The organism is Altererythrobacter sp. CAU 1644 (assembly GCF_029623755.1).
Taxonomy (GTDB): domain Bacteria; phylum Pseudomonadota; class Alphaproteobacteria; order Sphingomonadales; family Sphingomonadaceae; genus Erythrobacter; species Erythrobacter arenosus.
The window spans coordinates 1,897,687-1,923,555 of record NZ_CP121106.1 but is presented as its reverse complement, the minus strand read 5'-3'; the positions used below and the strand labels follow the sequence as shown (position 1 = coordinate 1,923,555).

The window sequence follows — 25,869 nt, the reverse complement described above, 5'->3', positions numbered from 1 at the left end:
GCCATGACTGTCGAAGCCCGCTGGAACGACCGAGTGATCGCCAGTTCGGACGATACGGTCGTGGTCGAAGGCAATCATTACTTCCCGCGCGACGCGGTCGACGACGCCGTGCTCGCCGCCAGCGATACGACCAGCGTCTGTCCGTGGAAAGGCACGGCGCATTATCACAGTCTTGAAGCTGATGGCATGATCAACGAGGACGCGGCCTGGTACTATCCCGAGCCCAAGCCCGCGGCGGCCGAGATCGCCGGCCGGATCGCGTTCTGGAAGGGCGTGGAAGTCAGCGAGGCGTGACTGACGCCCGCGCGCTGATCGATCGACTCGAACTCATCCCGCACCCCGAGGGTGGATGGTATCGCGAGACCTGGCGCGGTCCTGGCGGGCCAAGCGGGCGCGCCGTCGGTACCGCGATCCTGTTCCTGCTCGAGCGTGACCAGCGCTCGCACTGGCACCGGGTCGACGCGCATGAGCTATGGTTGTGGCAGATGGGCGACCCGTTGAGCCTGCATATCGCCGCGACCGAAGCCGATCGGGCGGTGCCGCTCGTGCTGGGCCCCAATTCCGAAGAGGGTCAGCAGTTTCAGGCTGTGGTGCAAGCGGGCCATTGGCAAGCCGCGATACCCGCGAATCAAGGCTCTGGATTCGGCTTTACGCTTGTCTCATGTGTCGTGACGCCGGGATTCGAATTTGCCGGGTTCGAACTTGCGCCGCCTGGCTGGGAGCCAGGCTGAAGAGGTTTGGCCGGCGGCGCGCATCCGCGACCCGCGCCGCCCGAACCATTCAGATCAGCTGAGGTGCTTGGAAACCGCAGCCGTCATCTTGAACATGGAGATCTGCGAAGTGCCGATCACCGCGCCAAGCTTGTCATCGGGATTGATTTGGCGCTTGTCCTTCGAATCCTGAAGTCCATTTGCCTTGATGTAGTCCCAAACCTTGGAGGTGACCTGGGCGCGGGTCATCGGACCCTTGCCAACCACATTCTCCAGCTGCGGCGAGAGGTTCACCGGCTTTTGCAGTGCGTTGTTGCCAGCCATTGTCAGTTCCTTTCCTATTTATGGCCGTTGATCACTCGAAGTCGTCATCGTTCCAGTCGGCTTCTTCTTCATCCGACTTGGTGTATTGGGCGACCAGCGCATGGCTGGCGACGACATGCCCATCCAGGGCTGCGAGCAGTTCCCCCCGGCTCGCCCCTGGCATCAGGGTGAGCGGAAGATCGAGTGCGAACAGCTGGAATACGAATGTGTGGGTTTCGCCCTTTGGCAGGTCGGGCAGGAGCCATTCCGAGTTGCCGAGCGAGTTCTTTCCGGTGCGCGGGGGGACTTCCCCTTCAAGCAGCTTGCCGCGTTGCCCTGCAAGCCCCCACACCAGCCAATGGCAGCGGGGCTCGTCACCCTCGGTCGAGGCATCCTCGACAATCACGACGAGTTCCTGCGTTCCGGGGGGCGGCGCGCTCCATTCGAGCGGCGGCGCAACCGCGTCTTCCTCGTCGGCAGTAAAGCACGGGTCGAGTTCGCCACCGTCGCGAAAGGCCGGACTGGACAGCGCAAGGCCGCCCTTGCCGTGCACACCGGCACTACCGAGCTTGGCAACAGCCAGACCCGAATGCTGGGCAGCTGGCGGCAAAGCCGAAGTCAACCAGTCGGGCACGCTATTCACCGGGGCAATACTCCTTGTTCCGGCCCCCGGTGCTAGGCGTTTCCCTAGGGCGTGACGAGGCAGCCAAGGCGAATTTGCACCGGTTTTCCCCCGATGCAGCGCAAAATTGCGCCGAAGCGAAAGAATCCAAGGGAGAATCTGGCGTCAGAGGGGTTGCTGGAGGCGAAATTGTATCCTGCGCACGGGGAAAATCCTGTGCGCATAACCTGGTGGCAGCGCACCATATCCTGCCGTGGCAGCGAGTCTCAGCCCCCCAAAAGGCTATTCGGCGGCGAGGCGCATGCTCGCGCCCGACCGGGGATCGATCCTCGATAAAGCGATCTCGATGACCTTGTCGGAGGGCGCGGGCTTGGCGATCAGCTCGGCGTCGAGCTCGCGAATGCGCTCGTTGTGGCGATCGAGGTCTGCGGAGTGGAGAATGAAGGGGATGCCAACCTGCTTGAGCGCGTTCGCCACCGGGAAACAGGTCTTCCCCCCGCCCAGGGACACGTCGAGAATGGCGACATCGAGTTCTTCGTCATGCTGCTCGATCAATGCCAGCGCGGCCTCGGCGGTGGTGGTCGAATGCACCGAGCAGCCGAGGTCTTCGGCAGCCATCTCAAGATCCATCAGGATCAAGGGCTCGTCCTCGAGCAACAGGATGTTATAGGTTTCGCTCATTTCCGGTCCTTGGCGGGCAAGGTAATAACGACCGAAAGCCCTTCCGGTTTCCAGCGCCGCTCGATTGTGCCTTGCCCGGCGCGCAGCAGGCGATCCATGATCGCGGTCCCGGTGCCGGGCTGGATTGCCTCCTGGTCAATCGGCGGTCCGCCTCTTTCGCTCCAGGCGATGACCAGCGCGTCACCCGCCTGATCCATGCCCCAGTCGACCGTCACCCAGCCGTCATCATTGGACCACGCGCCGTACTTGGTCGCGTTGGCGGCAAGTTCGTGCAGCATCAGCCCGACCAGGGACACCGTCCCAAACGGCATGCGCGCGCCATTGCCCTTGAGCTCGAGGTGCTGGCCTGCGTCCCCGTAGGGAGCGAGGACCGCCCGGATCGCCTCGCCGATCTGGATACTGCCGCTGGAGGCGTCATCGAGCGTGGTTTCATACGCCCGGCCCAATGCCTGGATGCGCTCGTTGATCTCGGTCGCTTCGGCTTGGATGCCGCGCATTCGCCCGGTGACGTTGACGATGCCGGAAATCACCGCAAACATGTTTTTCATGCGGTGCGAAAGCTCACGCGCCATTGCCTTGGCATGGCGTTCCTCGGCACGCGCTGCCCGGACATCGCTGACGTCCCATTGGCTACCGAAGAAATACACCAGGTCGCCGTCGCTATTGTAGATCGGCCCGAGGTGGAGTGCATTCCAGAAGCTCGACCCATCCTTGCGATAGTTGAGCAGTTCGACCACCACGACCTCTTCATGCTTGAGGGCGTGACGGATCCGCTCGACCGCCGCAGGATCGCTGTCGGGGCCCTGCAGGAACCGGCAATTGTTTCCGATGATATCCTCTTCGTCGTAACCGGTCAGCTCGCGGAAGGCGCGGTTGGCGAACACGATCGGAAGGTCGTCGAGCTTCGGATCGCACAGGCAGATCGCCATGCGCGTCTGCGCCATCGCCTGTTCGAAAAGCACGCCTGAGGCGCCGGAGAAGTGATCCCCTTCATGGCCTTTCTGGAAGCGTTCTGGCGCGTCGTCGAAACGCATGGACGCCTGCGCCACGCGACGCGCGTCGTGATTGTCATCTGTCGTCAATGTAAATGCCTAATCAGTTGCAGCCCAAGCAAGGGGCCAGCGCTTTGCGCTTTATTGCCAATTGGCAGACTAACGGCACAAACGGGCAGAGCGTTCCCTCGTAACCGCGCGCTACTCCGGCAGAGGCGAGTGAAATCTTTGCTTGGCAAAGGCAATTTTCGGAAAATTTTTTTCCGTGGTTACTACGAAAACCCTAACCTGGGGCGGTATCGAACGCCGGAAGGTCACCCAATTCGACCCATGCCTGCTTGCTCTTGGTAAAGATGTGCATCGCGGGCTGCAGGTTCGAAGTATCGTCGAGCGTCCCGGCCTTGACGAAGACCATCTGCGGCAAGCTGCCAACCAGTGAGAACAGCGGAGATCCGCAATCCGGGCAGAACTGGCGGTCGACCGAACCCCCGCTGTCGCCCTTGTCCGCGTAGGTCTTGATCTCCCCTTCATACTCCAGCGCCTCGCGCGGAACGCCGATAATCGCGGAGAAGGAGGAGCCGGCCTGCCTCTGGCAATTCTTGCAATGGCAGATCACGCTCATCTGTGGCTCGCCGGAGATCTTGTAGCGAACCTTGCCGCACAGGCAGCCGCCGGTCATCGCCATAACCTATTCCCCTCCCGCGTCGGCGCCGGTGAACAGGAACGCCAGGAACCCAAGCGCGAAGAGCGCGTCACCGACGAGAACTGCGGCAACGAGCGGTTCGCCATTCTCGCCAAATGCCTCGGGCGCGAGCAGTGCCACGACCCCGACTTTGCCGATGACCCCAGCCCACAGGACCTGAGCGTATCTCAGCGGATCGCGCGCCACGAAATAGTAGACCACGCCGAAACAGAAAACGAGCAGCCCGACGATCCGTGCGTCGACCGAAGCGTCGGGCGTGATCATCCCGGCGAGGCCGATCAGAAAATTGAAGATAGCAGCGATCCAGAAGAAATTGCGCCAGCCACGCGCCACGTCGCCAGATTCGTTCATCAAGGTGTCTCCTCGCCTGAATATTTTTGGACGTCGGTATAGCCGCAGCCTGTCAACTGCCGGTCGCCGATCGTGATTGTAGCCGTGAAAGGATAGGTTCGGTCGCTCATTCCGTCGGAGCATTCGCCCGGCGTGACCGCGATCTGCATCGCTTCCCCTTCGAGCTCGCCCGAATATCCGAGGCCATTATTGCCGGCAAAGCGAGCGACCTGGATGGTCACCCCTTCGATGTTCTCAGGCGTGGTCCACCTGAGATCCTCGCCCGTGATCTCGGCGCCCCAGAATGGCTCCGTACCGACGAGCGTCACGGCCTCATCAGCCGAAATTCCCGAATAGGCCGCCGTGTCCTCGCTAATGCTGTCCGCCTCGGCCGTCGCACTTTCCTCGCTTGTGCATGCACTTGCGAGGAAACAGGCGATCGGCGCCAAGATAATAAGTCTATACTTCAAGGACAAAGCTCCTCCCCCTGAACAACGAGACTAGGCAATCGCTGCCTGCTCCACAAGCGCCCTGTGCGCTGTGTGGAACCTACGATGCCGTTGGCCCGTTGTGCAATCAAACACTGTTTCAGTTGGAGGTAGTACAATGAAGCGCACGCCCATGATCTTGGGCGCGATGGCGCTTGCCATCGGTGCCGGAACGGCGGTTGGCATGTCGACGCCGACCGATCCGCTCAGCCGTTACGGCGACACCTTCGATAACATTCCCCGGCACGCCACGCAGTTTGCCACCGTGGACGAGCAACGGCGGATGATTGCCGCGCGCGATCAATATCCGCTCGTGACGCCGGAAGGCACCATCGAGGTTGCCGAATTGGTTTTTCACGGGCGCCTGCGCGACCGGGTGCGACGCGTCCAATCGCTTGAGGAATCGCTCGACCTGGCGGGCTCTCAAGAGGGCTATTATTCCGCCCGGAATGTGAGTTTCGAGCAGGCCCAGGCGCTCGATGCCCAGCAACCCATTCCTCAACCTTCCGACGACAGATTGGAGACGGCTCGTTTGCAACAGGCAAGCTACGTCCCACTCGAACAGGGCATCTTCGAACAGCGCGTCGCCGTGCGGGAAATTCCGGCGCGCAACATGTCCGCCAATCGCCTTGCCCAGCGCGAGGCGGCAAATGACAGCAGGGCTCGGACCATCGACGTCGAGGCAGAACTCGCCGCGCGGAACTGATCCTTGCGCCATGCGGGCGACCGAACGTGGCAGGATGGCAGGATAAGCCATCTCCCCGGGTCGTAACGGCTCGGTCGCCCGCAAACCGTTATCAACTCCGCACGTTCGGCGACGGTGCGTGCAAGCGCTATCTTGGCTAGCCTTCGAGCAGGACGATGTCCCAACTGTAGCGATTGTCGCCCAGCGCCGTGGCGACCGATGTGGGCGCGCCTGCGCCAAGCGACTTGTAGAGCTCGTCGCGCCGGTTCGCCGCATCGTCTTCCGGGAAATACATTTGCAAGACGTTCCGGGCATCGATGCCGGTTGCGTCCATGTGAATATGCGGCGGCCTGTTCCCGATCGGACTGTCGTAGCTGCCGGGCTTGATCGTGGTCAGCTTCCAACTGCCATCGCTGCCGGTATGGATGCTGGCATAGCCCTGGAAGTCGGGGTCGAGCGGCATGATCGCCGGATCCTGCGGATGGGCGTAGCGCCCTGCGGCATTCGCCTGCCAGATATCCAGCCGTGCGCCGTGGATCGGGTTTCCACGCATGTCGAGCACGCGGCCCATCACCTCGATGACCTGTCCCTTCGCGCGGTTCGCATGACCGGCGATGCGCGTCAGATCCGCATCCGTCTCGCCGCGATAGGAGGTCGGGAAAAACGGCCCCATCGGCGACTCGGCCGTCACCGTTTGCGCCAGCACGCTGGAGGCGCTCGCTGCGCCGACCAATGCGCCCGCCGCGAAAGCTCGGCGTGAAACAACGTATTTGCGATTTGGCATGACCGCCCTCCCCTCATCGATCCAAGGCGACCCAAGGTGGAAGATTAGGCGGTTTCGCGAAGCCTGTCTATCGGATGCCGCGTTGTGGCTTGCTATGCGCCCCTCGCTGCCTTCACCGCCGCGTTGAAGGGCGCGTAGTCGACATAGTCGCGATGCTTCACGACCTTGCCATTCTCGACAGTCAGGATGATGACCATCGGTGTCACGCTCGAAACCAGGGTGCCGTCACCAAGGTCGAGGCCCCAGTCGAGTTCACCTTCGTAGATCGCGAGATCACCCGACACGAAGCGACGAGCGGTCTCGAATTCCATATGCGTGATGCCTGCATATCCGACGCGGAAGCGCTCCATCATCGCCGTGCGGCCTGCCGAGGCCACGCCGCCGAAGACGTAGGTCGCGGTCGGGTCCTCGAAACTCGCGTCGTCGGCTGCCAATGCCTCGAGCCGGTACCAATCGCGGCCGGTGTAAGCCGCGAAATAGGCATCGGCAATCGGTGCAGTCGCGGCTGTCATTTCCCCATAGCCGGGGCGCTCACCCTCCTCGGCAGCGAGCGGAGCTGCGGCGAGCGAAACGAGCGGCAACAGGGCGGCGAACATCAGTCTTGTCATAAATAGGCGCTCCGATGGGAGGGGGCACGACCACGCCTCGCCCCGTAACGGGGCAGCACCGGGTGCCGCCTCTCCCATTCGACCAGCGACGCCCGCCTCTCGACCGGCGAAGGCGCTCAGGCCGCTTGCTTGTAAGCCCAGCACTCGAGCTCGACCCGCGCGCCGAGCGCCAGCCCGTTGGCACCGAAGGCCGAGCGCGCCGGATAGGGTTTCGCGAAATATTCGGCGTAGATGGCGTTGAATGCTGGCCATTCGCTCATGTCGGTCAGCATCACGGTGCATTTGACCACATCCTTGTAGTCGAGGCCATGTGCCGCCAACCGCTCGCCGAGCCGGATCATGATCCGCCGTGTCTCGGGCTCGATGCCACCCGGTTCGACGGTCTGCCCGTCCTCTGCCATCCCAATATCGCCGGCAAAGATCAGCAGGTCGCCCACCTGGACCGCATCGGAAAAGGGGTACGGCAGGGGTGACGGCGTGAACACCGGCCCCTTGTCATGCGCCGCAGCCGACACGGTCAGCCCGGCGGCCAACGCGGCAGCACAGAAGCGAATAAAGGTCTTCGACTCGATCATGGGCTCCTCCCTCTCCCTCCCGGCAGATACACCGCCCGGCCGCGGCTGGGAAACGAAAGCCGACCGACCTGTCCGGCCGGTGTGGATTGACTAGGGAAACGAGCGGGGCAGCACTGTCAGTGCTTCGCGCAAGTCGCACTTGCGGTCGCCGGATCCCAACCGACTTGTCGATCGAAGGCAGGGGCAGCGAAGAAATCGCGTTGCTCTACTATCAGGCCGTTTTCGAGCTTCCAGTATGTGGTGAATGCCACCTCAAAAGGGCAATGGTGGAAGGTACCCGACCAGTTGCCATAGATCACAACCTTGTCACCGGAGGTCACGACCTCGGCAATGTCCCACTTGATATTGCGATAATTGCTCTGTGCCGTTCCGAGTTCGGCATAGGTTTCGCGAAACTCGGATTCGCCATTCATGACAATCTCGTAGGTCGGATCAACGAATGCGATGTCCGGCGAATAGAACTTCATCAGATCGTCGATGAGAAAGCCGGGCTGCTGGAACTTGGCGTAGTACCGGTCGACCAATTCCTCGGCGACCTCTTGACCGATCCCTTCATCCTGGTCGAACTGGCATCCTGCCAGTGCCAACGCCGCGACCAGAGTCACTGCTGTCCGCATGTCCAATTATCCTCCCGTTGCAGCAATCAGGCGGTCCCTTAGCTTGTTCGCGGGACGACCCAGCACAGTTACAATACGGACGCATGTTGCAGCGCCGCACGGAACCTCCCCTTGTCGCAGCGGTTCTCTTGCCATGAACAACAAGACCCTCGCCCTCGCCTTTCTCGCCGGTACCGGCCTGCTCCTCGCCGCCTGCGTCGGCACGCCCGGCCCGGTCGGCAATGCCAGCGTGCCGCAGCCTGCCAAGCCGGTCGAGCTCAACGCCTATCTCGGGAAATGGTATGAATACGGCCGCTACGAAGCGCCGTTCCAGAAGGGGTGCGAGGGCGTGACGGCGGAATACTCGCTGCGCGATGACGAGCGGATCCGCGTGGTCAACTCCTGCTACCAGGATTCGCTGGAGGGCAAGTTCCGGCAGTCCACCGGCAAGGCCAAGATCGTCGAGGGCAGCGAGGGTGCCAAGCTCAAGGTCAGCTTCTTCGGCCCGTTCTACGGCGATTACTGGGTGCTGGACCGCGGTCCGCAAGGGCCGGACGGGCTCTACGCCTGGTCGATCGTGGGCGAGCCGAGCGGCCGCTATTTGTGGATGCTCACCCGCGAGGCGCGACCCGATGGCGAACTGCGCGCTCTACTCGAAGGGCGGGTGAAAGAACTCGGTTATGATTGGGGCCTGGTGCGGCTGACGCAGCAGGCAGCGCCATAAACTAGGTCGCAGGCTCGTCGGCCTGCTCGCGCTTTTCGGCCTTCTCACGCTCGACCTTCTCGCGCTGGACGGCGACCGCGCGCGCCTGGTTGGCGAGACCGCGCCAGGTCTTTTCCGAACGCAATTCGCGGTCGCGCACATTCGCGAGCGTCGCGTTCTTGGCGGCGGCAGCGGCCTCTTCGGCACGCTGCATGTAGAATTCGTAGGTTACGGCCATGGGTGCTCCTAGGTGGGATGGGCGGGCGAAGGGGGGCGCGGCGGCAATCCACCGCACCCCCGCATGCAAAATCAGTCGGCAGCCGACAGGTTGACGGCGCTTTCCTTGCCGTTGCGGCCGGTTTCGACTTCGTAATTGAGGCGCTGCTCCTTATCGAGCGTGTGCATCCCAGCGGCCTGCACGGCCGAAATATGGACGAAGCTGTCGGCCGAACCGTCGTCGGGCTGGATGAAGCCATAACCCTTGTCGGCGTTGAAGAATTTTACGGTGCCTACCTTGGACATGTGTGTTCCTTTCAAAGAACTGAGGTTGCCCGCGCGCGAGATTGCGCGGGGGTCGTGCGTCAAATCGTCCGATGAAAGGAAATCGTCGCCTGGTTTACGCCGGGGCCCAGCCTTGCGATACGCAAAAGGGGCAAGCGGCGGTCTTCAAATCTCGACATCCGTCGCAAATTTCGACGTCAGCGCGGGGGCATTAGCACGGCTTGCCCGGTTCACCTAATCTATTCGGGCGTAAGGCGAATCCGCCGCCGCCGAAGCTAGAGCTGCTTTTCGGGCCGCGGGTCCTTCTTGTGCTTCGTCTCCTTGCCGAAATGCCGCTGCAAGCGCTGGGCGAGCGTGATCGCCGCCTTGCGCGCGGCATCGTCGACGGTCGAGCCATGCTCGGTCACCCCGATCGCCCGGCCACCGCGCGGCCGCGCCTCGAGCGTGCAGGCCTTGTCGTCATGGCCGTGGGTGTGGCGATGCTCGTCATGCACATGGACTTCGAGCCGGGTCAGCCGCTCCTCGAACCGCGCCAGTTTCTCGCGCACCCGCGCCTCGATCCGGGTCGCGACCTCCTGGGTGCCCATCACCGTGCTGTCGGAATAGAACTGGACCTGCATTGACGGATGCTCCTGTTTGGCTGTGGTTCTCTCCTACCAATATGGGAAGCATCGCGGCGGTTCCCAGCGAATTCGAACAGACGAATTGATGCGGGCATTCGCGCAAAAGGGCGTAGCGTGCGCGCGGGGCATTCCGCCCCGACTGGAAACGATCATGGCCAAGGGCCAACGCAAGAAGAGCCGCGAAGCACGCAAGCCCAAGAAGGAACAACCGCCCAAGCACAACGCCTCCAACCCCAGCCTCAAGCCCGGCGCGATCAGGGGGCTGGAGAACATGAAGAACGGCTGAGCCGGGCCGGGCGCGGCCTGCGCCCCCCCGCGAAATCCAACAGGATGGAACACTTGGAACAGGGTCCAGGGCCAAAAAGCCGCATTCTATAAACCTGGCGCGCCAAAGCGTAACTCTGCGCGCCAGATTGTCACCCTGCGCGGCCCGAGCGTGACTGTACGCGGGCGAACTGTGACCCGCCCTGCGCCGGAGTGTGACCCGCGCGCGGCGAAGGTGTGACCCGTTTGGCGAGCAGCGGATGGAGTGCCTTGCCGCGGCGCCTGCGCTCCGCTTTGGCGCCGGCCGCGTCGCGCATCGCGATTTCCCAGAACTCGGCAAATTTCGGAGCGCGAGCGCGCAGGCGATAGGCCGCCTGCCGGCTCATCCCGACGCTGCGCGCGGCGGGAGCGACCTTGCCGGTGCGGGCCAGCGCCTTGAGGAAAGCGGTCGCCTTCTCAGGCGTCCAGCGGGTGTTGTCAGGGGTGGTTTCCATCCGAAAGGGTTACGCATCGATTGGGGCTGTAGGAAAGTTTTGCGCCTACCTCCCCTTCCGTTAGCTAGGCAGGCATGAGCGTACCCGTCACCATCCTCGTCGATGCCGATGCCTGCCCGGTGAAGGAGGAGATCTACCGCGTGGCCGACCGGCACAAGGCGCATGTCCGCGTGGTCAGCAACAGCCCCTTCCGCGTGCCGGTGAGCGAGCGGGTCAAGCGCGTGGTGGTGAACGACAGCTTCGACGCGGCGGACAACTGGATCGCCGAGAACGCAGGAGAGCGCAGCGTGGTGATCACCGCCGACATCCTGCTGGCCGAACGCTGCCTGAAGGCAGGCGCGACGGTGCTGCGCCACGACGGCAAGAGCTTCGACGCCGCCAGCATCGGCAGCGCCATCGCCACCCGCGCGATCATGGCAGACCTGCGCGCCGGGATGGACGGCCCACTCGGAGCAGCTGGCGGCGGCCCGCCGCCGTTCAGCAAGGCAGACCGGTCGAACTTTCTGCAGGCGCTCGACCGGGTGCTGGTGAGGATGGGGCGGGACTAACTGAGTCTGGGTTCCCAGAGATCATCGGACACTCTGGGCAACATCATTCTCCGGAATTCCATGGCCACGAGTGGTAATAATCTCGCACTGTTTCGTAGGACTGCTTGAATTCAGGCAGTTCCTCGACCTCTGATGCCAAAGTCGCCCAATCTCTTTCTGATCTCTCGATCACATCTGGGTCGTCCAGTGAATCTTTCGTCGGCTGGATATCTCTCGACTCACACTTTCTTCGAAATGTTGAGAGGAGTTGCGTTTTATCGAGGCCCTGAATGATCTTTTCCGAGATGAGATAATCCAAATCGAAAACGTCTTGCCTTCTTGCGCGATTGCGTACCTTTTGCTGCAGTATTGCTCGATATTTTTCGGCGACCAAGTCTATTAGAGAATAAGCAAGTATCCTTACCTCGGATCCTTCTATATAGACCTCTTGGACAAAATCGATCGGCTCGTTGAAGCTAATGTCTGCGTGAAGAACCTGAGAACACGTTCCAGCAAGAAGAGATTTCTCTTGTGGGCTTCCTCTTTCGGCGTAGGCGAACTTCGCAGAAATTGCCGGATATGACGCCTCTACAAAAGAGTCTTCTCTAGGTCGAAATTTAACCGATTGAAGATCTAATAATATCTCAGGCATTCCAAGTTTAGCGGTCGCGCGAGGCAACGCTTCGCCGAGCTCCTCCCGAAGCTTATCTGGAAAATCCTTACTGGGTTCAAGAACGGTCGAAAAGTCGATATCTGCGGTGTTACGGCCGCTCGAATATATTGCACCAATCAGAATTCCGCCTTTGAGGAATATTTTTTCGCCGCAACTCTTCGTCATACCCAAGGCGACGAGGAAAACCTCAATCACCTGCCTTTCCAATTGTGTCTTCGTATCCGCCTTGGGGTCGGCGCTCCATAATTCCAGATTGACTGACAGGGCTTCTTCGATTTGCTCAGGACTAGACATTGATCGACATCATCCACCGTTCCGAGAATTGTGGTTCAAAAGGCTTCTCGGGATCAAGCACACGGCTGCTTCCTCGTTGCGCGAACTGCGTCCAGCCTGAGACTGTTTCGTGAGATAAGGAAATGTATTCCTCTAGGATATATCCCGCCCTTACCTTGGCGATTTGACTTCCGGATTGCTCAACGGTTCGAACGATTTCGGACAGGTGTGTTTCGGCGTACTCCTCGTAGACTTCAAGCACATGCGTCATTCCACCACAAAGAGAAGGCTTTTCCACCATATCGAGAAATGTCTGGCCTATGGTCGCCACTCGCTGGCGCGAATTGCGGGTCGTTAGGTGGTCGCCATATTTTTTTGTCGTCAAAGTCTCGAGTAGTCGGCCTCGGACTCGTTTGGGGTGGTGCACGTTGGAGAGCGGCTGAGTTTCATATTTCGGGTAGAATTCGGCCTCTTGGACTTTTTCCTGGATTTCTTTCCACGCGGCTCCCGAAGCCTTTGTTAGATAGAGCGGCTTTGGGCGGCGCGTTGTGAGGTTGTAGATCACCATCGCAGATAGGTGTGAGACATAGATTGCAGGATCCACATGGGTGACAATTTCCGCTACGTCGTTGTCTGGCACTATATTGAGACGCCAAAACCTTCCGTAGTCACGATCTCTAGAAATGATATTTTCAGCACTGAGTGCAGCCTTCGTCGACTCAAGCATGCTCAAGGTCGGTTCATTGCCTCGCAAGTATTTGGTCTCGCCAGCCTCGTACACGCGCACCATCGCTCGAAATATCTCTCTGTCTGCTATCACAGAGAAAGCACTTTGCTGCAGCCGCTCGGCGGTGGCCTCTGCCAAATGCGTCAACTGCCGACGCCTTGCAAATCGGTCCATTTTCCGTGCTGCCCTATACCCTACGTCCTAAGGACGTAGGGTATAGGGCAGCATGTCAAAAGTCAATAGTGTCGGACCAGAAGGTGGATGCAGTTGACTTTGTTATCACCACCCCTTATACGCGTCCTAAGGACGCGTATAAGGGGTGGTGAAGCTCAAGTGGGCACTCCCTGCCTCCGTGTTGCTTTTCGCCGCAGTCAATCGTCCTCCGGCAAATACAACTTCTCGCCCTTGTCACGGTAAACCTCGCTCACCTCCTCCATGCCCTTCTCCGCTTCCGCGGCCTCTTCGGCTGAGGTCTCGGCACGCAAGTTCTCGCTCGCAAGGTAGCTCTGTCCGAATTCTGCTTGGCGGCGAAGTCGCGCAGCTACCGCGCGATCCTGGCCGGGGAGACCGGGCTCTCAGCCAATCACCTTCACGCCTTCGTGCGGCCAGTCTACGTCAACGTCGACGCCCTGACGCTCCCATTCGGCGCGGGTCCAGCACCTGACGGATTCGATGCGGCTGCCGGTCACGGCGGCAATACGCATGCAGTACCGGGTGTCGGCGCTTCCGGCGGGGGCGGTGGCGGGGCGGGCCTCGTTGGTGGCGGCCAGCGGCGCGCTCGCAGCGAGGAGCGCGAAGGCGAGGATCGGTCTGGTGATATGCATGGCGAGGCTCCCGATGGGGTGGTTCTGCGCGCATGATACCACGATTTTGTGGTGGAGGCGAAGCGGTGTCAGCCGCCACCGCTCACCTTGCAGGTGGCCCCGGTTGAGCTAGTCCTCCGTCTTCACGTACAAGTCGCCGCCGTCGCGGTACTTCTCGGCCATCTCCTCCATGCCCTTCTCTGCCTCGGCCACGTCCGATGCAGCGATGAAGCCGGTCGATTCCTGGTCCTGCTTCGCAGCGAAGTCGCGCACTTCCTGCGTGATCTTCATCGAGCAGAACTTGGGCCCGCACATGCTGCAGAAATGCGCGGTCTTGGCGCCTTCTGCGGGGAGGGTCTGGTCGTGGTATTGCTCGGCCGTGTCGGGGTCGAGCGAGAGGTTGAACTGGTCGCGCCAGCGGAATTCGAAGCGCGCCTTTGACAGCGCATCGTCGCGGACCTGCGCGGCGGGGTGGCCCTTGGCGAGGTCGGCGGCGTGGGCGGCGAGCTTGTAGGTCACCACGCCCACTTTCACGTCGTCGCGGTCGGGCAGGCCGAGGTGTTCCTTGGGCGTGACGTAGCAGAGCATGGCGGTGCCGTACCAGCCGATCTGCGCCGCGCCGATGCCGCTGGTGATGTGGTCGTATCCCGGCGCGATGTCGGTCACGAGCGGGCCGAGCGTGTAGAAGGGCGCCTCGCCGCAGGCCTCGAGCTGCTTGTCCATGTTCTCCTTGATCTTGTGCATCGGCACGTGGCCGGGGCCTTCGATCATCACCTGCACGTCCTGCTCCCAGGCGCGCTTGGTCAGCTCACCCAGCGTGTAGAGCTCGGCGAACTGGGCTTCGTCATTGGCGTCGGCGATACTGCCGGGGCGCAGGCCGTCGCCCAGCGAATAGGCGATGTCATAGGCCTTCATGATCTCGGTGATCTCGTCGAAGCGCTCGTAGAGGAAGCTCTCCTTGTGATGCGCGAGGCACCATTTCGCCATGATCGAGCCGCCGCGGCTGACGATGCCGGTGACGCGCTTGGCGGTCATCGGGACATAGGGCAGGCGCACGCCGGCGTGGATGGTGAAATAGTCGACGCCCTGTTCGGCCTGCTCGATCAGCGTGTCGCGGAAGATCTCCCAGGTCAGGTCCTCGGCAATGCCGCCGACCTTTTCCAGCGCCTGGTAGATCGGCACGGTGCCGATGGGGACGGGCGAGTTGCGGATGATCCATTCGCGCGTGTCGTGGATGTTGCGGCCGGTCGAGAGGTCCATCACCGTGTCGGCGCCCCAGCGGATCGACCAGACCATCTTGTCGACCTCGTTCGCAACGTCGCTGGCCACGGCGGAGTTGCCGATATTGGCGTTGATCTTGACGAGGAAGTTGCGCCCGATCGCCATGGGCTCCGTCTCGGGGTGGTTGATGTTGGAGGGGATGATCGCCCGGCCGCGCGCAACCTCGTCACGGACGAACTCAGGGGTGATTTCCTGCGGGATCGCTGCGCCCCAGCTGTTGCCCTCGGGCATTTGGGCGAGCTTCGCGCGGCCGATGTTCTCGCGCTCGGCGACATATTCCATCTCGGGCGTGATGATGCCGCGGCGGGCATAGTGCATCTGGCTGACGTTCATGCCCGGCTTCGCGCGCAGCACGCGCTTGTGGACATTGGGGAACGGCGGGACGCCGCCCGAGCGGTCGGGGCCGAGCTGGCCGTTGTCCTCGGGCTTTACCTCGCGCGCGTCATATTCCTCGACATCGCCGCGCGCCATGATCCACTCGCGGCGCAGCTGCGGCAGGCCCGCCTGGATATCGATATTGGCCTCGGGGTCGGTGTAGGGCCCGGAGGTGTCGTAGACGCGCACCGGCTCTTCGCCGCCCTCCAGATCGATCTCGCGCATGGCGACGCGAACGCCCGATCCGGTGCGCGCGCCGACGTGGACCTTGCGGCTGCCCCTGATGGGCCCGGTGGTCACGCCAATCTCGAGCTTGCTGTTGATGTCGGCCATGCGAAGTCTCTCCTCGAGGCGGAGCACGGACTTCTGGCAGGATAGCCGCCCGCTCCCTCCGCCGATGCTAATCGGTTCAGGTTCGACGGGTCGGGCAGCGCAACCTGCCCCTCTCAGCCAAGTTCGAAAGCTGGCTCCCCGGGGATGGGCTGGATGTAGGCCGTTGGCGGGCGAATGTCTATCGCCGGTGGATCAGGTCGGCTGCGTTTCTGCCTGGAGATCGCGCAGATGCTTGAGCCCCGCCCCGATCGCCGCGGCAAGGCTGTCGACATGTTCGAGCGCGTTTTCGATCCGGCCCTGGCGTTGCGAGCGGGTGATGAATTCGGCCGGCCCCAGCGATAGCGACTGAAACACCGTCGGCGGCAGCAGCGGCAAGGCACCGCTGGCGAAATGGGGCATCGCCCATTCGACGACCGGGCGCTGTATGTCGTTGGCGGCATCGAGCCACAGCTCCTTGTTCGCGCGCAGCCATTCGCTGTCGCTGAAGTCCGCGACCAGCCGCATGAAGCGCTCGATGTCCTGCAGCTGGTAATCAACCGCCCGCCTCGCCCCGGCAGCGAAGGCATCGCACGGATCGCCTTCATGGTGGACGATCGCATCGGCGATCGCGCCGAGATAGAGGCGCCGTTCCTCGATGAATATCTCGCGGACAATCCCTTCCTTCGAACCGAAGTGATGGAAGATCGAGCCGTTCGAGATGCCGGATTTCTCCTGCACGTGCTTCATCGTGAGCTCGTTGAAACCGTGCGCCATCAGGAGTTCACGGGTCGCATCCAGCACCCTGTTTCTCGTCTCTTCGCTGCGTGATTGCACCATCCGGCTCCCTTGGCACGCGCCTGCACGAATGTCACTCTAGACTATTTCTCTAGATTGTCACTCTAGACTTTCACTCCAATTTCGATTAGTGGGTGATTCGTCAACGCCATCAGGAGGATTGAAAAATGCAGGCTTCGACCAACAAAGAGCGGCTCGACCGGCTCAAGATTGCCACGATTTTGCTGGGGGGCGTGGCCGCCTTTGCAGCGATTGCCCCTACCCCTGCCGCGGCGCAGGCATGCACCGACGGCGCCGGCGCCGGTTCGATCCAGTGCGGCGATTTCGCCCAGGCGGACGAATCCGGTTCGAGCGCGGTCGGTGACGGTTCGAGCGCTACCGGAATCTTTTCGACTGCCATCGGCAGCAACACTGTTGCTTCTGACACCAGCGCCACAGCCCTGGGACAGAGCGCTGACGCAACGGCGCAGAACGCCTCGGCCGTGGGTCGTTCGAGCGAAGCCTCCGGGACCAGTTCTACCGCGGTCGGCGCTAGTTCCATCGCCAGCGAGCAGAACAGCACGAGCCTGGGTGCCGCAGCCGAAGCGGGGGCGCCACGCTCCATGGCACTCGGCGCCCTGTCGACTGCGAATGCGACCAGCAGCGTCGCGATCGGCTATGCCTCGGTCGCCGATGAAGAATCCACGGTGTCGGTCGGCAGCGCCAATTTTCAGCGCCGCATCACCAATGTCGCGGATGGTGTGAATGCCACAGATGCGGCGACTCTTGGCCAAGTGCAGACAGGGTTGAGCTCGCTCGGCACCTTCCTGCAGGACCAGATCGACGACACCACCACCACGCTACAATCGCATGCCATCGCGATCGGTGCGGCTAGTGTCCAAATCCTGGATAACGCTGCATCGATCGCCGCCAACAGCGCGATGCTCGGCGACCATGAAACACGCTTGCAAACCCTCGAAGGCCTCGCCTTCAACCTCGACAACACGCTCGATCGTTTCGACGACGAGATCGACGGCTCGACCGCCGTCGCCATCGCCATGTCGGGCAACGCCTTCCTTCCCGGCAAGCGGTTCAACATGACCGGCAACGTCGGCACCTACAACGGTGCCTGGGCCGGCGCGCTGCAGATCGGCGCGCTGGTGAAGGAGAACATCGCCATCAACGCCGGCATCGCAACCGGTTTGAACAAGCGCGGCAAGACGGGCGCCCGCGTCGGCTTCAGCTTCGGCTGGTGAGCCACCCGGCGGGGACCGCCAACAGGCGGCCGGCGCCCTCCAAGTCCAAGTCCAACCAAAATCTGAAATGCAGGAGAGTAACCATGAAAACGTTTGTATCGATTATCGCCCTTTCGCTTGTCGCCACCTCGGCGACGGCCAATGCCGGGCTGCTGAGCTCGGTCAAGAAGATCGCCAAGAAGGAACTGACCCGCGTTGCCCAGAACGCGACCGACGGTGCGGTTGAAACCAGCTGGAATGTCGAGAAGGGTGAAGCCGCCAATGGCAAGCCTTTCCGCCAGGAAGGTGGCACCACCGTTCCAACAGCAGACGATGTGCAGGCTCCCCAGCGTCCGCAGCGTGCGAAGATGAGCCAGAACGGCACCACCGTCGAGACCGCCAGCGAAGTGCAGGCGCCGCAGCGTCCGCAGCGTGCGAAGATGAGCCAGAACGGCACCACCGTCGAGACCGCCAGCGAAGTGCAGGCGCCGCAGCGTCCACAGCGTGCAAAGATGAGCCAGAACGGCACCACCGTCGAGACCGCTAGCGAAGTGCAGGCGCCGCAGCGTCCACAGCGTGCAAAGATGAGCCAGAACGGAACTACCGTCGCGACCGCCAGCGAAGTGCAGGCGCCGCAGCGTCCGCAGCGCGCCAAGATGAGCCAGAACGGCACGACCGTCGCGACTGCCAGCGAGGTTCAGGCCCCGTCGGAGCCGCGCTAACCGGATCCCCTGATCGCGCAGGCTCGACTGCGATCAGGGAAGAATGGAAAGACCAGCCAACCGAGCCTGCATGGCTGGACTTGGGAGAGGCGCGCCACGACCGGCGCGCCTCTCTTTTCCTTGGCGGGTGTTTTTGCATGAGCGCGATTTGCGGATAGTCTGCCCCGCACGGCCTCCGCCCGAGGCCGCCCGCGGGAGAACTGGACCGATGTACACACTCTATGGCGCGCTCGCCTCGCCCTATTCGATGAAGATCCGCAGCCTGCTGCGCTATCGCCGGTTACCCTTCGTGTGGCGTGACGGTGCTGCGACCCAGGAGGCTTTGCGCCAAGTGCGTGCCCCGGTCATCCCCGTGCTGGAATATCCCGACGGCTCGTTCGCCAATGATTCCACGCCCCTGCTCTACGATCTGGAACAGCGGCACGAGGCGCGCGGTGTCGTCCCGCCAGATCCCGCGATCGCCTTCGCCGCCCATCTGCTCGAGGATTTCGCCGACGAATGGATGACCAAGCCGATGTTCGGTTATCGTTGGCTGGAAGAGGTCGACCAGGTGCAAATGAGCCGCTGGCTCGCCTTCGACAACCTGCACGGCGGCGGGTTGAAGACCAGCCAGTCGTGGGCGGAGCAGTTTCGCGCGCGGCAGGTCGGACGCATGCCGATGGTGGGCTGCACGCGCGAGAATTTCGGGTTGATCGAGGCCTCGGCGCGCGCCGTGCTCGACATCCTCGAACGCCGCGTGACCAGCGCGTTCTTCCTGTTCGGCACCCGCCCCAGCCTCGCCGAATTCGGCCTCTACGGCCAGATCTCGCAACTGGCGACCGATCCCACCCCGCAGGCGATGATGCGGGCGGAGTTCCCCTACACCTACCGCTGGTGCGCCCACATGGACGACCTCTCGGGTGTCGAGGGCGAATGGGCCGACGAACCCAGCGATGCCGCGCTCGAGTTGCTGGGCGTTGCGGGAGAAGTCTACGCGCCGTTCCTCGCCGCGAATGCTGCCGCGCTGGCGGCGGGAGCCGAGGAACTGGAAATGGAAGCGATGGGCCACCGCTATCGCCAGGCGCCGTTCAAGTACCAGGCCAAATGCCTCGCCGACCTGCGCGCCCGCTACACCGGCCTTGCAGATGGGGATCGCGCGCGGGTCGATGCATGGATTGGCAGCGCGTGGACCGATTTGCTCAGTCCGCGGTGACCGACCTCGCCTTGTCGCGCAGGGCGCGAATTCCCAACGCCACGAACTCGCCGATGGCCTCGATCTGCGTTTCGAGATCGCCCGAAAAGCGCCCCTGTCGATAGGAACGCGTCGCCACTTCGGCGGGGCCCAGCATCATCGACTGGAACGCCGCGGGCGCCAGCATCGGCAAGGCACCGTTGGCAAAGTGCGGCATCGCCCACTCGATCACCGGCCGCTCGATCGCACTCGCCGCTTCGAGCCAGACATCCTCGTTGCGCCGCAGCCATTCGCTTTCGCTGAATTCGGCGACCAGCCGGTCGTATTCCTGGGGGAATTGCGCGTGATAGTGCATCGCTGCCTTCGCGCCTTCACCGATCGCATCGCAGGGGTCGCCCTTGAAGGCCAGGATCGCATCGGCGACCGAGCCGAGATATCTCTGGCGCTCGCGCACGAACAGCGCCTGGATGATCCCTTCCTTCGATCCGAAATGGTGGAAGATGCTGCCGTTCGAGACACCCGACAGCTCGGAGATCTCCTTGAGCGAGACGGATTCGTGGCCATTTGCGAGGATCAGCTGGGTCGCTGCCTCGAGCACTTTCGCGCGCGTTTCCTTGCTGCGTCTCTGCACCATGCTACCCACTTGGCAGCGCGGGGCGCGAATGTCACCAGCCCTTGCCGCTACGGCTGTGCCGGAGGCTTAACCGAAGCGCAGCATGCCAGCGCCCGCCAGCACGACGCCGATCACCAGCGTGACCAGCGGCCAGCCGCGCCGCATCGCCGCCAGGTTCTTGAGCCAGGTCTGGAAATAGAGGTCTGAAATCGCCATCACCACCAGCGCCTCGAGCATCATCATCCCGCCCATGATCTTCATCACGATCGAGAGGATGTCGGCCGGATCCCACGGCGAGAGCAGATAGACGGCAGCGCCCACGAACAGCTCGATGAAGCCGCTCAGCAATTGCAGCGCGGGCGACTTCTCGATCTCCTCGACCATCTTGGCCCATTTGCCGGGCGAGCGCAGCGCGCCAATCGCCACCGCGATGGCGAAGAGGCCCAGGAGCGTGGCGCTCCAGGCGACCATGTCGAGATTGTCGTACATCCTTCCCCCTTGTCCTTGCTGGCCTAGGCCAATTCCTGCGCGCGTTCACCCAGCGCGCGTTCACCGTCATAGACGAATTCGGCGCCATCGAGATCGATTGTCGGTATCTCCTCGCGCTCGCGCCAATAGTCCTGGTTGTGCCGCCATTCGGGCTTGTCCCCGCGCCGCGGCAGCTTGTCGAGCCCGCGCATCAGATAACCCGGGTTGAAATTGTCGGCCTCGATCCACGGGAGCAGCTCCATGTCCCGATCCTCGGGCCGCAGGGCAACTTCAACCCGGGCTACACCCTTGTCCTTCATCCGGTTGAGCAGCGCGCAGACGAAATCGCCCAGCATGTCGACGCGCAGGGTCCAACTGGCGCGGAAATAGCCGAACACCCACGCCATGTTGGGGACGCCGGTGAACATCATTCCGCGATAGGTGACCGTGTCGTGCCAGTCGATCGCCGCGCCATCGACCTCGAACGGGATGCCGCCCATCACCGAGAGCTGGAATCCCGTCGCCGCGACAATCAAGTCTGCCTCGATCTCCTCGCCCGAGGCGGTGCGCACGCCCGTCTCGGTAAAGCGCTCGATCGTGTCGGTCACCACTGTCAGCTTGCCGGCTACCGCCGCGCGGAACACGTCGCCGTCTGGGCAGAAGGCGAGCCGCTGCTGCCACACGCGATACTTGGGCGTGAAGTGCGGTTCGAATTCGAAATCGGGCTTGCCGGTAAAGGCGCGGACCAGTTCCTTCAGCTCCTCGAACACGGCATCGGGTTCCTCGATGCAGCGCCGCGTCATCAGGTCCTGGTCGTGCATGATCTGCTGGCGCACCACGCGATGGATCGTCGGTTCGTCGATCCCGACTTCGCGCAGGCGGTCGGCCAGCTCGTTCTTGTTCTCAGAGCAATAGAAATAGGTCGGCGAGCGCTGCAGCATGGTGACATGCGCGGCCTTCTCGGCGAATTCGGGCACCACCGTCGCCGCGGTCGCGCCCGACCCGATCACCAGGATGCGCTTGCCCGAGAAGTCGTAATCCGGGTCCCACAATTGCGCATGGACGAAGTCGCCCCGGAAATCGTCAAGGCCCTTCTCGCGCCATTCGGGCGGGATGTAGGGCGTCTCGTGGTCGTAATAGCCCTGGCACATCCACAGGAAGTTGCAGGTGAAGCGCTGGAGGGCGCCATCGCTGAGCCGCTCGGCCTCGACCGTCCAGAGATTGGTGCCGCGCGAGAAGGCGCAGCGCGTGATCCGGTGGCCGTAGCGAATGTGTTCGCCGATCCCGTTCTCTTCGATCACCTCGCCCATGTATTTGAGGATTTCCTCGCCGTTCGCGATCGGGGGGCCGATCCACGGCTTGAAGCGATAGCCGAAGGTGTAGAGGTCGCTGTCCGAGCGGACGCCGGGGTATTTGTGCGTTTCCCAGGTGCCTCCGAAGGTCTCCTTCATCTCCAGGATCTCATAGCTCGCCCAGGGGCACTGGTCCTGCAGGTGATAGGCGGAGCCGATGCCGGAAATCCCCGCGCCGACGATCAATACATCGACATGGATGGCGTCGGGTTGGCTGGCGGGTCGATCCATGGCTTGGTCCTCTCGTGATGATGGCAAGATGCGCGCGCTACGGCCAGCAATCATTGATCGAGGTCAATCCTGCGAAAGACGGGTTGCCGCAAGCAACCTTTTGCGCCAGCTTTGCCGGGAGAGGAGAATTGGATGCCGTTCCGCATGACCGAGATGGTGGGATGCGAATTCCCGCTGTTCGCCTTTTCGCATTGCCGCGACGTGGTAGCCGCCGTGAGCCGTGCAGGCGGTTTCGGCGTGATGGGCGCGGTGCGCTTCACCCCCGAGCAGCTTGAGACCGAGCTCAGGTGGATCGACGATCACATCGACGGCAAGCCCTATGGCATCGACGTGCTGATCCCCGAGGTGCAGGCGGTCGAGCGGCAGGTCACCGCCGACGAAGTCGTCTCCATGATCCCCTCGCAATATCGCGATTTCACCCGCCAGATCCTGCGCGAATGCGGCCTCGCCGAAGACGATGCGACCCCGTTCGGCGGATCGCAGGCGCCCAACACCTCGCTCGGGCAGGAACTGCTCGAAGTCGCGCTCAATCACCCGGTCAAGCTGATGGCCAATGCGCTCGGCACCGCGCCGCCGATGATGATCGAGGCGGGCAAGAAGCACGGCGTGCCGGTCGCCGCGCTGGTCGGTGCCAAAGAACACGCGATGAAGCAGATCGAGGCCGGGGTCGACGTGATCGTCGCCCAGGGCGGCGAAGGCGGCGGCCATTGTGGCGAGGTCGCGACCGTGGTGCTGATCCCCGAAGTGCTGCAGGCGATCGAGCAGGCCGGGGCCGATATCCCCGTGCTCGCCGCGGGCGGCATCATGAACGGCCGTCAGATGGCGGGGATGATGGCAATGGGCGCGGCCGGCGTGTGGTGCGGCAGCGTGTGGCTCGCCACCACCGAGGCCGAAACGCATGAGGTATTCCGCGAGAAGATGGTCGCCGCGACCAGCCGCGACACGATCCGTTCGAAGCACCGCACCGGCAAGTACAGCCGCCAGCTGCGCACCGGCTGGCACGCGATGTGGGAGGAAGCGGGCCTCCCCGCCCTCCCCATGCCGCTGATGATGCTACTGTCGGAACCGGCGCTTCGCGCAATCGACAAGGCCGCGGTGAACGGCAATCCCAAGGCGCAGGAGCTATGCTCCTATTTCGTCGGGCAGGGTGTCGGGCTGGTCAGGGAAGTGACCTCGGCCGGGCAGGTCGTGCAGGACTTCAAGGAGGGTTTCGCCGCCGGTTACGAGACGCTGAGCGAAGCGATCGCCTGATTCAGTTCTTCACGCCGCGCTCGCGCGGGATCACCGCCGCGGTGAAGCGCGAGATGCAAATCAGCTTGCCTGCCTCGTCCTCGATCCGGATCGACCATATCTGTGTCGTGCGGCCCAGGTTGAGCGGGGTCGCCGTGCCGTAGACATGGCCGCTGAAGGCCGGGCGGACGTGGTTGGCGTTGATTTCCAGCCCCACTGCCACCGATAGCTGCGGATCGACCACCCGGCTCGCCGCGACCGAACCGACCGTTTCCGCCAGCACGACCGAGGCGCCGCCATGCAGCCTGCCGAACGGCTGCTGGGTCCGGTGATCGACCGGCATGCGCGCGGTGAGAAAATCGGGGCCGATTTCCGTGAATTCGATCCCGACGTGCAGCGGCATGCCGCTCTCGTTCAGCAGATTCAGTTGCTTGAGTTCGGGCAGCTTGCCCGCCCACCAGATGATCTTTTCGCTCATGCGCGGCTAGTGGCTGTGCGCGGCGCCCATGTCCATCGACTTCTCGCCTGCGCCACCCACCCAGATCGGCGAGCTCCAGCCGCGCTCCTGGATCGTCAGCGCAAGTCCGTCGCGGACCGGCTTGCCCAGCCGGTTGGCTTCCCAGGTCGACCAGCGGCAGGTCGGCCGTTCAAGCACGCGCAGGTAATAGAAGGCGCGGCGGTCGGGATCGTAATCGGGATCCTGCCAGCGCGCCTCGAGCTGGGTCGCGCCGTAACCGGTGGGGATGGCGCAGTTCGCCGTATCGATCCGCGCGCGTGCCGCCGGGCAGCGATGCGTCCGCCGGTCGGGGGTGCCTTCGGCGCAGGCGATGTCGTAGACCTGTTCGCGCAGTTCGCCCCTGGCATCGACCCAGCCGCGGATCAGCTGGAGCCGTTCGAGCCCTGCGCTGTCGGGGTCCTTCATCGCTTGGGCAAGAAAGGTCGGCGCGCCATCGCCATGGCCAGCAAGGTCGCCGCCCATCGCCACGCCGCCGCGATAGGCAAGTCTGGCGAAATCGTCGCGATTGAAAATGTCGACCGGATAGCCGTGCCCGGCGAACAGTCGCAGCTTCACCCTTGTGCCGCTAGTCGCGAAGGTCTCCTTGCGGCGCATCGCGGCATAGATGTCCTCGCGATTGTTCTGTTCGGCCCACACTCCGGCCAGCCCCGCCGCGCTCCATTCGTAGAACGGGGTCGCCGCTGTTCCCTGCAGGTTTTCCTCGCCCGGCCAGACCACCGCACGGCGCCCGTCGGGCAGGCCATCGAGCGCGCCCGTCTTGCCGAAATAGCTCTCTTCGTCGACCGGCCCGCCGCCATTGTGCGTGTCGGACGAGCCGATCAGGCCGAACTTGTAGGGATTGACCCCCATTTGCTGCTCGAGCGTCAGCCCGCGCTGCAGCGCCTGCCGGACGTAGCTGCCGTTGGTCTGCCCCTCTTCGACCGTGCCGAGCAGGATGTTGTAGATCTCGAAATCGGCCCATTCGTCATTGGGCGAGAGCAGCGGGTGGGTGTCCGATGTGCCCTTGACCTGGCTCATCTCGACAATCGGTTCGTTGCGCATGCGCTGCGCCGCATATTCGGCGGTGATCGGCCCACCCGAATAGGTCGTCAGCTCGAACATCCGGCCGTTCGATACGTTCGAATTGTGCGGGATCGCCAGCCCTTCGATTCCCCTGGCGCGCATCGAGTCGAGCCAGTTCCACAGGCCTTCGGGATTCTGCGAATCGAGACTGTTGAACGGCAGGTCGGGGACGTTGGCACCGCGGAACAGCACGATCCGGTGAAGGTTCTGATTGCCCGGCGCGGAGGTGTATTCGTAGCCGTGGAAGGTGGTGAACTTGCCCGGCTCGTAATAGCGCTCTGTCGCGGCGCCGATTTCCGCCCAGGTCGAGCGCATCACGTCCTTGTCATAGACTTCCGCGAGCGGCTCGCCGGTGCGCAGCGTGCCTGCCACCTTGCCGAATGCGGCGGCGATCTTCTCGCGCGCAGTCGAGAACATGTCCCGGGCGTATTCGACCAGCGACAGAGGATGGTTGGGATCGTCCATGGCGGGCAGGACGCCGAGGTATTCGGCGTGATCGGTGACCGCGTAGAAATCGAGCGCTCCGCCCTTCAGCTTGATATCGTAGCCACCCATGTGGCGGATCGTCTCGCCTCGTGCATAGCGATAGGCGTCATCGGGCGTGGCGCGGATGCCGAAGATATAGGCATCGAAGGAATACTTGGTGTGGACGTGGACGTCGCCGAACAGCGCCTGGCGACGCTCGGGTACGTCCGCGCCCGCAGGCACGGCAGCGAGCAAGGCCACGGATGCCAGCGCCGCCGCACGCAGGCGCGCAAAATTCTGTCGGTTTTCCCTCATAGCGACTCTCCCCTTCGCCAATCGATCGGGGAGAGACTGCCCCTCGCCGGGACACTTGTCCAGCGAGGGTCAGGAACTCAA

Annotated in this window: 35 protein-coding genes and 1 riboswitch; of the genes, 11 read left to right on the top strand and 24 right to left on the bottom strand. The window is 62.9% G+C overall.

Annotated elements, in window-relative coordinates:
- Positions 1-3: 3 nt before the first annotated feature.
- The gene (locus P7228_RS09620) at positions 4-294 is read left to right on the top strand and encodes a DUF427 domain-containing protein (RefSeq protein ID WP_278015022.1); all 291 of its coding nucleotides are present in this window, start codon (positions 4-6) and stop codon (positions 292-294) included.
- Positions 291-731, top strand: coding sequence for a cupin domain-containing protein (locus tag P7228_RS09615; protein ID WP_278015021.1), 441 nt, complete (start codon positions 291-293; stop codon positions 729-731). The genes P7228_RS09620 and P7228_RS09615 overlap by 4 nt, the downstream gene beginning before the upstream one ends.
- Positions 732-785: 54 nt before the next feature.
- Here P7228_RS09615 and P7228_RS09610 read toward each other — a convergent pair whose 3' ends face one another.
- The 7 genes from P7228_RS09610 to P7228_RS09580 all read right to left on the bottom strand — a co-directional run bounded on the left by P7228_RS09610 (position 786) and on the right by P7228_RS09580 (position 4,811).
- On the bottom strand, positions 786-1,034 hold the full coding sequence (locus P7228_RS09610; RefSeq protein ID WP_278015020.1) for an SWIB/MDM2 domain-containing protein: 249 nt from the start codon (positions 1,032-1,034) through the stop codon (positions 786-788).
- Positions 1,035-1,065: 31 nt separating this feature from the next.
- Positions 1,066-1,656 (bottom strand): YbhB/YbcL family Raf kinase inhibitor-like protein, encoded by a 591-nt coding sequence (locus P7228_RS09605; protein WP_347402835.1) that lies wholly within the window; start codon positions 1,654-1,656, stop codon positions 1,066-1,068.
- Between the two features lie 261 nt (positions 1,657-1,917).
- On the bottom strand, positions 1,918-2,316 hold the full coding sequence (locus P7228_RS09600; protein WP_278015019.1) for a response regulator: 399 nt from the start codon (positions 2,314-2,316) through the stop codon (positions 1,918-1,920).
- On the bottom strand, positions 2,313-3,398 hold the full coding sequence (locus tag P7228_RS09595) for a PAS domain-containing protein (protein WP_278015018.1): 1,086 nt from the start codon (positions 3,396-3,398) through the stop codon (positions 2,313-2,315). The genes P7228_RS09600 and P7228_RS09595 overlap by 4 nt, the downstream gene beginning before the upstream one ends.
- Positions 3,399-3,591: 193 nt before the next feature.
- Complete coding sequence (locus tag P7228_RS09590; RefSeq protein WP_278015017.1) at positions 3,592-3,993, bottom strand: GFA family protein; 402 nt, start codon at positions 3,991-3,993, stop codon at positions 3,592-3,594.
- A gap of 3 nt (positions 3,994-3,996) precedes the next feature.
- A complete protein-coding gene (locus tag P7228_RS09585) occupies positions 3,997-4,362 on the bottom strand; it encodes a hypothetical protein (RefSeq protein ID WP_278015016.1) in 366 nt (121 codons plus the stop codon).
- Entirely contained in the window at positions 4,362-4,811 is a 450-nt protein-coding gene (locus tag P7228_RS09580) for a COG3650 family protein (RefSeq protein ID WP_278015015.1), read from the bottom strand. Before P7228_RS09580 ends, P7228_RS09585 begins: the two co-directional genes overlap by 1 nt.
- A 136-nt stretch (positions 4,812-4,947) precedes the next feature.
- Between P7228_RS09580 and P7228_RS09575 the strand changes: the two genes are divergently transcribed.
- On the top strand, positions 4,948-5,535 hold the full coding sequence (locus tag P7228_RS09575) for a hypothetical protein (protein ID WP_278015014.1): 588 nt from the start codon (positions 4,948-4,950) through the stop codon (positions 5,533-5,535).
- A 136-nt stretch (positions 5,536-5,671) separates the two neighbouring features.
- On the opposite strand, the gene P7228_RS09570 is transcribed toward P7228_RS09575, so the two are convergent.
- From P7228_RS09570 to P7228_RS09555, 4 genes are all read right to left on the bottom strand, one after another.
- Positions 5,672-6,298 carry a protocatechuate 3,4-dioxygenase gene (locus P7228_RS09570; RefSeq protein ID WP_278015013.1) on the bottom strand — a complete coding sequence of 209 codons (627 nt, stop codon included), beginning with the start codon at positions 6,296-6,298 and terminating at the stop codon, positions 5,672-5,674.
- Between the two features lie 92 nt (positions 6,299-6,390).
- On the bottom strand, positions 6,391-6,906 hold the full coding sequence (locus P7228_RS09565; RefSeq protein ID WP_278015012.1) for a nuclear transport factor 2 family protein: 516 nt from the start codon (positions 6,904-6,906) through the stop codon (positions 6,391-6,393).
- Positions 6,907-7,022: 116 nt separating this feature from the next.
- Positions 7,023-7,481 (bottom strand): RidA family protein, encoded by a 459-nt coding sequence (locus tag P7228_RS09560; RefSeq protein ID WP_278015011.1) that lies wholly within the window; start codon positions 7,479-7,481, stop codon positions 7,023-7,025.
- A gap of 116 nt (positions 7,482-7,597) precedes the next feature.
- The gene (locus P7228_RS09555; RefSeq protein ID WP_278015010.1) at positions 7,598-8,098 is read right to left on the bottom strand and encodes a nuclear transport factor 2 family protein; all 501 of its coding nucleotides are present in this window, start codon (positions 8,096-8,098) and stop codon (positions 7,598-7,600) included.
- Positions 8,099-8,231: 133 nt separating this feature from the next.
- Here P7228_RS09555 and P7228_RS09550 point away from each other — a divergent pair, with 133 nt between their 5' ends.
- Complete coding sequence (locus P7228_RS09550) at positions 8,232-8,801, top strand: lipocalin family protein (RefSeq protein ID WP_278015009.1); 570 nt, start codon at positions 8,232-8,234, stop codon at positions 8,799-8,801.
- Position 8,802: 1 nt separating this feature from the next.
- On the opposite strand, the gene P7228_RS09545 is transcribed toward P7228_RS09550, so the two are convergent.
- The 3 genes from P7228_RS09545 to P7228_RS09535 all read right to left on the bottom strand — a co-directional run bounded on the left by P7228_RS09545 (position 8,803) and on the right by P7228_RS09535 (position 9,901).
- Positions 8,803-9,018 carry a hypothetical protein gene (locus P7228_RS09545; protein ID WP_278015008.1) on the bottom strand — a complete coding sequence of 72 codons (216 nt, stop codon included), beginning with the start codon at positions 9,016-9,018 and terminating at the stop codon, positions 8,803-8,805.
- Between the two features lie 71 nt (positions 9,019-9,089).
- Complete coding sequence (locus P7228_RS09540) at positions 9,090-9,302, bottom strand: cold-shock protein (protein ID WP_278015007.1); 213 nt, start codon at positions 9,300-9,302, stop codon at positions 9,090-9,092.
- A gap of 254 nt (positions 9,303-9,556) precedes the next feature.
- Complete coding sequence (locus P7228_RS09535) at positions 9,557-9,901, bottom strand: HPF/RaiA family ribosome-associated protein (protein WP_278015006.1); 345 nt, start codon at positions 9,899-9,901, stop codon at positions 9,557-9,559.
- A gap of 154 nt (positions 9,902-10,055) precedes the next feature.
- On the opposite strand from P7228_RS09535, the gene P7228_RS09530 reads away from it, so the two are divergent.
- Positions 10,056-10,190: a hypothetical protein gene (locus P7228_RS09530; protein ID WP_278015005.1), complete on the top strand. Its 135-nt coding sequence runs from the start codon at positions 10,056-10,058 to the stop codon at positions 10,188-10,190.
- Between the two features lie 130 nt (positions 10,191-10,320).
- Here P7228_RS09530 and P7228_RS09525 read toward each other — a convergent pair whose 3' ends face one another.
- The gene (locus P7228_RS09525; protein WP_278015004.1) at positions 10,321-10,662 is read right to left on the bottom strand and encodes a hypothetical protein; all 342 of its coding nucleotides are present in this window, start codon (positions 10,660-10,662) and stop codon (positions 10,321-10,323) included.
- A 74-nt stretch (positions 10,663-10,736) separates the two neighbouring features.
- Here P7228_RS09525 and P7228_RS09520 point away from each other — a divergent pair, with 74 nt between their 5' ends.
- On the top strand, positions 10,737-11,210 hold the full coding sequence (locus P7228_RS09520) for a YaiI/YqxD family protein (RefSeq protein ID WP_278015003.1): 474 nt from the start codon (positions 10,737-10,739) through the stop codon (positions 11,208-11,210).
- A gap of 43 nt (positions 11,211-11,253) precedes the next feature.
- Here P7228_RS09520 and P7228_RS09515 read toward each other — a convergent pair whose 3' ends face one another.
- Both P7228_RS09515 and P7228_RS09510 read right to left on the bottom strand, forming a co-directional pair.
- Positions 11,254-12,156, bottom strand: coding sequence for a nucleotidyl transferase AbiEii/AbiGii toxin family protein (locus tag P7228_RS09515; protein ID WP_278015002.1), 903 nt, complete (start codon positions 12,154-12,156; stop codon positions 11,254-11,256).
- Positions 12,149-13,009 (bottom strand): hypothetical protein, encoded by an 861-nt coding sequence (locus tag P7228_RS09510; protein ID WP_278015001.1) that lies wholly within the window; start codon positions 13,007-13,009, stop codon positions 12,149-12,151. The genes P7228_RS09515 and P7228_RS09510 overlap by 8 nt, the downstream gene beginning before the upstream one ends.
- Positions 13,010-13,383: 374 nt before the next feature.
- On the opposite strand from P7228_RS09510, the gene P7228_RS09505 reads away from it, so the two are divergent.
- Positions 13,384-13,722, top strand: a complete 339-nt coding sequence (locus P7228_RS09505; protein ID WP_278015000.1) for a hypothetical protein — start codon at positions 13,384-13,386, stop codon at positions 13,720-13,722.
- Between the two features lie 72 nt (positions 13,723-13,794).
- On the opposite strand, the gene thiC is transcribed toward P7228_RS09505, so the two are convergent.
- Positions 13,795-15,654, bottom strand: coding sequence for a phosphomethylpyrimidine synthase ThiC (gene thiC, locus P7228_RS09500; protein ID WP_278014999.1), 1,860 nt, complete (start codon positions 15,652-15,654; stop codon positions 13,795-13,797).
- Positions 15,655-15,690: 36 nt separating this feature from the next.
- Positions 15,691-15,805, bottom strand: a riboswitch (TPP riboswitch).
- 41 nt (positions 15,806-15,846) lie between these two features.
- On the bottom strand, positions 15,847-16,470 hold the full coding sequence (locus P7228_RS09495) for a TetR/AcrR family transcriptional regulator (RefSeq protein ID WP_278014998.1): 624 nt from the start codon (positions 16,468-16,470) through the stop codon (positions 15,847-15,849).
- 125 nt (positions 16,471-16,595) lie between these two features.
- On the opposite strand from P7228_RS09495, the gene P7228_RS09490 reads away from it, so the two are divergent.
- The 3 genes from P7228_RS09490 (at position 16,596) to P7228_RS09480 (ending at position 19,556) form a co-directional block, all read left to right on the top strand.
- Positions 16,596-17,663, top strand: a complete 1,068-nt coding sequence (locus P7228_RS09490; RefSeq protein ID WP_278014997.1) for a YadA-like family protein — start codon at positions 16,596-16,598, stop codon at positions 17,661-17,663.
- An 83-nt stretch (positions 17,664-17,746) separates the two neighbouring features.
- Positions 17,747-18,364, top strand: coding sequence for a hypothetical protein (locus tag P7228_RS09485; RefSeq protein WP_278014996.1), 618 nt, complete (start codon positions 17,747-17,749; stop codon positions 18,362-18,364).
- A gap of 208 nt (positions 18,365-18,572) precedes the next feature.
- Positions 18,573-19,556: a glutathione S-transferase gene (locus P7228_RS09480; protein ID WP_278014995.1), complete on the top strand. Its 984-nt coding sequence runs from the start codon at positions 18,573-18,575 to the stop codon at positions 19,554-19,556.
- Here P7228_RS09480 and P7228_RS09475 read toward each other — a convergent pair.
- From P7228_RS09475 to P7228_RS09465, 3 genes are all read right to left on the bottom strand, one after another.
- Complete coding sequence (locus P7228_RS09475; protein WP_278014994.1) at positions 19,543-20,169, bottom strand: TetR/AcrR family transcriptional regulator; 627 nt, start codon at positions 20,167-20,169, stop codon at positions 19,543-19,545. The genes P7228_RS09480 and P7228_RS09475 overlap by 14 nt on opposite strands.
- A gap of 66 nt (positions 20,170-20,235) precedes the next feature.
- The gene (locus tag P7228_RS09470) at positions 20,236-20,637 is read right to left on the bottom strand and encodes a hypothetical protein (RefSeq protein ID WP_278014993.1); all 402 of its coding nucleotides are present in this window, start codon (positions 20,635-20,637) and stop codon (positions 20,236-20,238) included.
- 23 nt (positions 20,638-20,660) lie between these two features.
- Positions 20,661-22,199: a flavin-containing monooxygenase gene (locus P7228_RS09465; RefSeq protein WP_278014992.1), complete on the bottom strand. Its 1,539-nt coding sequence runs from the start codon at positions 22,197-22,199 to the stop codon at positions 20,661-20,663.
- 132 nt (positions 22,200-22,331) lie between these two features.
- Here P7228_RS09465 and P7228_RS09460 point away from each other — a divergent pair, with 132 nt between their 5' ends.
- Positions 22,332-23,450 carry an NAD(P)H-dependent flavin oxidoreductase gene (locus P7228_RS09460; protein ID WP_278014991.1) on the top strand — a complete coding sequence of 373 codons (1,119 nt, stop codon included), beginning with the start codon at positions 22,332-22,334 and terminating at the stop codon, positions 23,448-23,450.
- A gap of 1 nt (position 23,451) precedes the next feature.
- Here the strand turns inward: P7228_RS09460 and P7228_RS09455 are convergent, their stop codons facing one another.
- Positions 23,452-23,907, bottom strand: a complete 456-nt coding sequence (locus P7228_RS09455; protein ID WP_278014990.1) for a hotdog fold thioesterase — start codon at positions 23,905-23,907, stop codon at positions 23,452-23,454.
- A 6-nt stretch (positions 23,908-23,913) separates the two neighbouring features.
- Positions 23,914-25,788 (bottom strand): DUF3604 domain-containing protein, encoded by a 1,875-nt coding sequence (locus P7228_RS09450; protein WP_278014989.1) that lies wholly within the window; start codon positions 25,786-25,788, stop codon positions 23,914-23,916.
- Between the last annotated feature and the right edge of the window lie 81 nt (positions 25,789-25,869).

Coding starts and splice junctions, on each gene's coding strand:
- P7228_RS09620 (WP_278015022.1), top strand. CDS start 4: ATGACTGTCGAAGCCCGCTGGAACGACCGAGTGATCGCCAGTTCGGAC.
- P7228_RS09610 (WP_278015020.1), bottom strand. CDS start 1,034: ATGGCTGGCAACAACGCACTGCAAAAGCCGGTGAACCTCTCGCCGCAG.
- P7228_RS09600 (WP_278015019.1), bottom strand. CDS start 2,316: ATGAGCGAAACCTATAACATCCTGTTGCTCGAGGACGAGCCCTTGATC.
- P7228_RS09590 (WP_278015017.1), bottom strand. CDS start 3,993: ATGGCGATGACCGGCGGCTGCCTGTGCGGCAAGGTTCGCTACAAGATC.
- P7228_RS09585 (WP_278015016.1), bottom strand. CDS start 4,362: ATGAACGAATCTGGCGACGTGGCGCGTGGCTGGCGCAATTTCTTCTGG.
- P7228_RS09575 (WP_278015014.1), top strand. CDS start 4,948: ATGAAGCGCACGCCCATGATCTTGGGCGCGATGGCGCTTGCCATCGGT.
- P7228_RS09570 (WP_278015013.1), bottom strand. CDS start 6,298: ATGCCAAATCGCAAATACGTTGTTTCACGCCGAGCTTTCGCGGCGGGC.
- P7228_RS09565 (WP_278015012.1), bottom strand. CDS start 6,906: ATGACAAGACTGATGTTCGCCGCCCTGTTGCCGCTCGTTTCGCTCGCC.
- P7228_RS09560 (WP_278015011.1), bottom strand. CDS start 7,481: ATGATCGAGTCGAAGACCTTTATTCGCTTCTGTGCTGCCGCGTTGGCC.
- P7228_RS09555 (WP_278015010.1), bottom strand. CDS start 8,098: ATGCGGACAGCAGTGACTCTGGTCGCGGCGTTGGCACTGGCAGGATGC.
- P7228_RS09550 (WP_278015009.1), top strand. CDS start 8,232: ATGAACAACAAGACCCTCGCCCTCGCCTTTCTCGCCGGTACCGGCCTG.
- P7228_RS09545 (WP_278015008.1), bottom strand. CDS start 9,018: ATGGCCGTAACCTACGAATTCTACATGCAGCGTGCCGAAGAGGCCGCT.
- P7228_RS09540 (WP_278015007.1), bottom strand. CDS start 9,302: ATGTCCAAGGTAGGCACCGTAAAATTCTTCAACGCCGACAAGGGTTAT.
- P7228_RS09535 (WP_278015006.1), bottom strand. CDS start 9,901: ATGCAGGTCCAGTTCTATTCCGACAGCACGGTGATGGGCACCCAGGAG.
- P7228_RS09530 (WP_278015005.1), top strand. CDS start 10,056: ATGGCCAAGGGCCAACGCAAGAAGAGCCGCGAAGCACGCAAGCCCAAG.
- P7228_RS09525 (WP_278015004.1), bottom strand. CDS start 10,662: ATGGAAACCACCCCTGACAACACCCGCTGGACGCCTGAGAAGGCGACC.
- P7228_RS09520 (WP_278015003.1), top strand. CDS start 10,737: ATGAGCGTACCCGTCACCATCCTCGTCGATGCCGATGCCTGCCCGGTG.
- P7228_RS09515 (WP_278015002.1), bottom strand. CDS start 12,156: ATGTCTAGTCCTGAGCAAATCGAAGAAGCCCTGTCAGTCAATCTGGAA.
- thiC (WP_278014999.1), bottom strand. CDS start 15,654: ATGGCCGACATCAACAGCAAGCTCGAGATTGGCGTGACCACCGGGCCC.
- P7228_RS09495 (WP_278014998.1), bottom strand. CDS start 16,470: ATGGTGCAATCACGCAGCGAAGAGACGAGAAACAGGGTGCTGGATGCG.
- P7228_RS09490 (WP_278014997.1), top strand. CDS start 16,596: ATGCAGGCTTCGACCAACAAAGAGCGGCTCGACCGGCTCAAGATTGCC.
- P7228_RS09485 (WP_278014996.1), top strand. CDS start 17,747: ATGAAAACGTTTGTATCGATTATCGCCCTTTCGCTTGTCGCCACCTCG.
- P7228_RS09480 (WP_278014995.1), top strand. CDS start 18,573: ATGTACACACTCTATGGCGCGCTCGCCTCGCCCTATTCGATGAAGATC.
- P7228_RS09475 (WP_278014994.1), bottom strand. CDS start 20,169: ATGGTGCAGAGACGCAGCAAGGAAACGCGCGCGAAAGTGCTCGAGGCA.
- P7228_RS09470 (WP_278014993.1), bottom strand. CDS start 20,637: ATGTACGACAATCTCGACATGGTCGCCTGGAGCGCCACGCTCCTGGGC.
- P7228_RS09465 (WP_278014992.1), bottom strand. CDS start 22,199: ATGGATCGACCCGCCAGCCAACCCGACGCCATCCATGTCGATGTATTG.
- P7228_RS09460 (WP_278014991.1), top strand. CDS start 22,332: ATGCCGTTCCGCATGACCGAGATGGTGGGATGCGAATTCCCGCTGTTC.
- P7228_RS09455 (WP_278014990.1), bottom strand. CDS start 23,907: ATGAGCGAAAAGATCATCTGGTGGGCGGGCAAGCTGCCCGAACTCAAG.
- P7228_RS09450 (WP_278014989.1), bottom strand. CDS start 25,788: ATGAGGGAAAACCGACAGAATTTTGCGCGCCTGCGTGCGGCGGCGCTG.